At 47.6% G+C, this 4,135-nt stretch carries 4 protein-coding genes; 3 read left to right on the forward strand and 1 reads right to left on the reverse strand.

The window, feature by feature from the left end; translation table 11 throughout:
* Positions 1-88: 50S ribosomal protein L28 (rpmB, locus tag Q0095_RS05260; protein WP_297882034.1), on the reverse strand; the 88-nt coding region annotated here is incomplete at its 3' end.
* A gap of 144 nt (positions 89-232) precedes the next feature.
* Between rpmB and rpe the strand changes: the two genes are divergently transcribed.
* From rpe to Q0095_RS05275, 3 genes are all read left to right on the forward strand, one after another.
* A complete protein-coding gene (gene rpe / locus Q0095_RS05265) occupies positions 233-874 on the forward strand; it encodes a ribulose-phosphate 3-epimerase (RefSeq protein ID WP_297882028.1) in 642 nt (213 codons plus the stop codon).
* Positions 875-895: 21 nt separating this feature from the next.
* Complete coding sequence (locus Q0095_RS05270) at positions 896-1,693, forward strand: 3'-5' exonuclease (RefSeq protein WP_297882030.1); 798 nt, start codon at positions 896-898, stop codon at positions 1,691-1,693.
* Positions 1,694-2,563: 870 nt separating this feature from the next.
* Positions 2,564-4,135: ABC-F family ATP-binding cassette domain-containing protein (locus tag Q0095_RS05275; RefSeq protein WP_297882032.1), on the forward strand; the 1,572-nt coding region annotated here is incomplete at its 3' end.

The raw sequence follows: 4,135 nt of genomic DNA on the forward strand, positions 1-4,135 counted from the left end.
GGAATTTCTTTTTGGTTCTGTTATTTGCGTGGCTGACGTTGTTTCCTACCATCGCACCTTTGCCGGTGATTGCGCATCTTCTTGCCATAATAAATCCTTGATGATTAAAATAAATGACGATTATAGCGAAAAAATTTCAAATTATGCTTAAAATTCGCTCCGGTTCAAATTTAGCGAAATTTATGACAAAACTAAGTAAAATTCCGCATCTTGAAATTTTAAAGGAATCTTAATGTATGTCGCACCCAGCATTTTATCGGCGGATTTTGGAAAGCTTGCGGAGGAAATTCGCGCAGTCTGCGAAGCGGGCGCCGATCTCATTCACGTAGATGTGATGGACGGGCATTTCGTACCAAATCTCACGATCGGACCGCTCGTAGTAAGCGCGGTAGCAAAGGCGAGCAGCAAGCCTTTAGACATTCATTTGATGGTTAAAAACGTGTCGTTTTTCGTCGATCTTTTTTTGCCGCTAAAGCCGAAATTTCTTAGCTTCCACATCGAGGAGGAGACCCATCCGCTGCGCCTCATAGATCATATCCGCCGCAGCGGCGTCTCGCCCGCGGTCGTGCTAAATCCGCACACTCCGCTTAGCGCGCTGGAGTTTATCTTGGGCGAGGTCGATATGGTGCTTTTAATGAGCGTTAATCCTGGCTTTGGAGGGCAGAAATTTATCCCCTCGGCGCTTGAGAAAATTAAGCAGCTGCGCGAGCTTATCGATCGCAAAGGCGCAAAATGTCTCATCGAGGTCGACGGCGGCGTAAACGGGCTCAATATCGCAGGTATCGACGAAGCGGGCGCCGACGTCGTGGTAGCGGGCAACTACATATTTTCTTCAAACGACTACGCGGAGGCAATCCGTGCGCTTAAAATTTAGGCGCGGCACAGGGGTAAAATTTTGACGCATAGAATCGAAAATCTCATAAATTTACTGGCTCAAAAGAGCATAAATTATTACGATTTTATCTCAAAAGCAAGCGATATTGCCGAAATTACCGAGCTTTTCGAGCCCAAAGACCTTTCGATGTGGCGTGCGCTGGGCATAGAGATAATAAAACTAGATAGCGGCAAAATCACGCTCAAAACCCGCGAGACGGATATTTCGGATGAAATTTTTTGCTTCGTGGACATCGAAACGAACGGCGGGCTCTCAAACGGCCAGATCATCGAAATCGGCGCGATAAAAACGCGCGGCACGCAGGAGCTGGGCTGCTTCGAGAGCTTCGTTTACGCGCCCGCCGTGCCCGAAAATATCACGGAGCTTACCGGTATCCGCGCGGACGATCTAGTGGGCGCGCCGCCGCTAGCTAGCGTGCTGGAGCGGTTTAGACTGTTTTTAGGAGATAGCGTTTTTGTGGCGCATAACGTCAAATTCGACTACGGCTTCATCGACGCAAGCCTGCAAAAATGCGGCTTCGGGATGCTTTTAAATCGCAGGCTCTGCACCGTCGAGCTCGCGCGCCGCACGATCGAGGCGCAAAGATATGGGCTTGGCTCGCTAAAAGAGCTTTTAGGCGTACAAAACATCCACCACCGCGCATTTAGCGACGCCGTTTCCTGCTTTGAAATTTTCAAATTCGCGCTCTCGCGACTGCCGTGGAGCGTGCAAAGCACCGAGGATCTGATACTTTTTAGCAAAACCGCAAAGAGCCTGGCGCTGCCTAAGCCGCAGATTTCGGAGCGCGGCGAGGGCTAAATTTTATAAATCGCGCGCCGAATTAAGAGATGAAATTTTAGTGAAATTTCGCGCCGCCGTTTGAGAGGTAAATTTTGCGCTTTTAAGCGGCGGCGCTTTAATCTGCGCAGATTGAGGTAGCGTAAATTCGATCCGAGCGATTTTGGGCGGCGCAAATCGGCGCGTATGGACCTAGATTTTGAAATTTTACCCTTGTCGTAGCGATTGAATGCGCACAAATCGCAGCAGCGCAAATTTAAAGCGCTACTGCGGCGAGATGTGATTGCGAGCGAACCGAAACGGCGCGAATTTAAGCAGGCGTGGTTTTAAATCGCATTGCGATCGCACCGGATTTAAGTGCAAATGCCCGCAGCAGCGCCCTCCGCGTATGCCAACCAGGCGGATCATGCGATTTTAATTTGCTCGGGCGGGTGCGGCAGCGAGCGCTCGTGGAGCCTTTTTGCTTTCGCGGTTTTTGATCTTTGCGACGATAAATTTTGCGCCCGCCCGCGGTTTTACAACCTTGCTTCGGGCGAATTTTATGAGCGCTTGCAGTCGCGTGGATACGTCCGAAGCGCTGCGCACTTTAAATTTTAAAATTTAGCCTAGGCGCGCGAATTCGATGCTTTAAACTATAAAATCAATAAATTTTGCCCGCGCCTGCCCGTCTTTTGCGTCCCAAAAGCGATAAATTTAGCGTGTCCGCACCGCCGCCGCAGATACGCTAAGCGCGAAGGTTTTCTGCATTCGCCGCTTAGAATTTTGAGATTTGATTTTAGTGATTGGGGATTTTTTGCGAAGGGTTGTACTGATTTTACCTAATAATTAGGCATTATTTATTGCTAATTACTTATAGTTTTGTACTTTTGCGCCCGAAATAACGAATATCATATGCTGAACGTTCACAACCTATCTGTTTCTTTTCAAGGCGAGTACCTCTTTGAGGACGTTGCTTTTATGCTCAATGCGGGCGACCGTGTGGGGCTTATTGGCAAGAACGGAGCGGGGAAATCGACGATGCTTAAATTGCTTTCACGCGAACTTAAACCCGATACCGGAGGCATTGCTACCGATAAAGATGTACGCATCGGATTTCTGAAACAGGATATTGATTTTGTGAAAGGACGTACCATTTTGGAAGAAGCCTATCAGGCATTTACTGAGATTAAGGCTTTGGAACGTCAGTTGGACGATATTCATCACCAGATAGAAACCCGCACTGATTACGAGAGCGAGGCGTATCACGATTTGCTTGATAAACTCAGCGACTATACGCATCGTTTCGACCTTATAGGGGGATACCAATACCAAGGAGAAACCGAGAAAGTGCTATTGGGGTTGGGCTTTCAGCGGACTGATTTCGACAAGCTCACCGATAGTTTTTCGGGCGGGTGGCGTATGCGTATAGAATTGGCAAAACTGCTGTTGCAGAACAACGATATATTGCTATTGGACGAGCCTACGAACCACTTGGATATAGAGTCGATTATTTGGCTAGAACAGTTTCTCTCTACTTATAGCGGGGCGGTGGTAATTGTGTCGCACGACAGAATGTTTTTAGACAATGTGACCAATCGGACGATTGAGATTTCGGTAGGCAAGATATACGATTACCCGAAGCCTTACACTCAGTTTTTGGAACTGAGAAAAGAGATGCGCGAACTGCAACTCGCCTCACAAAAGAACCAAGAAAAGAAGATACAACACACTGAAAAGCTCATCGAAAAATTCCGCGCCAAAGCTACCAAAGCCTCAATGGCACAGTCGCTTATGAAGAAGTTGGACAAAATAGAGCGTATAGAGGTAGACGAGGAAGACAACGCGGTGATGAACGTGCGTTTCCCCGTATCGGTAACACCAGGGAAGGTGGTGCTGGAAATAGACGATGTATCGAAAAGTTATGGTGAAAAAGAGGTGCTCAGCCACGTGAGTTTGCTTATAGAACGAGGCAGCAAAGTAGCTTTTGTGGGACAAAACGGACAGGGAAAAACGACCCTCGCCAAGATGATAGTGGGCGAAATACCCTATGAAGGAACTATCAGGCTGGGGCACAATGTACAGTTGGCTTACTTTGCTCAGAACCAAGCCGACTACTTAGATGGAGAACTCACCGTGCTTGATACGATGTTTAATGCAGCTAACGACAGCAATCGCACTAAAATACGCGACATACTTGGGGCTTTTCTCTTCCGTGGCGATGAGGTAGACAAGAAAGTGAAAGTACTATCAGGAGGCGAACGCAACCGCTTGGCTTTGGCTAAAATGTTGCTCTCAGACTTTAACGTAATGGTGATGGACGAGCCTACGAACCACTTGGATATCAAATCGAAGAACGTACTCAAACAAGCCTTACAGCAATTTGAAGGGACGCTCATTATTGTGTCGCACGACCGCGATTTCTTGCAAGGGCTTACCGATAAGGTATACGAGTTTAAGAACAAACATCTGAAAGAATATCTTGGG

This window comes from uncultured Campylobacter sp. (assembly GCF_938045535.1).
GTDB lineage: Bacteria > Campylobacterota > Campylobacteria > Campylobacterales > Campylobacteraceae > Campylobacter_B.

Coding starts and splice junctions, on each gene's coding strand:
- rpe (WP_297882028.1), top strand. CDS start 233: ATGTATGTCGCACCCAGCATTTTATCGGCGGATTTTGGAAAGCTTGCG.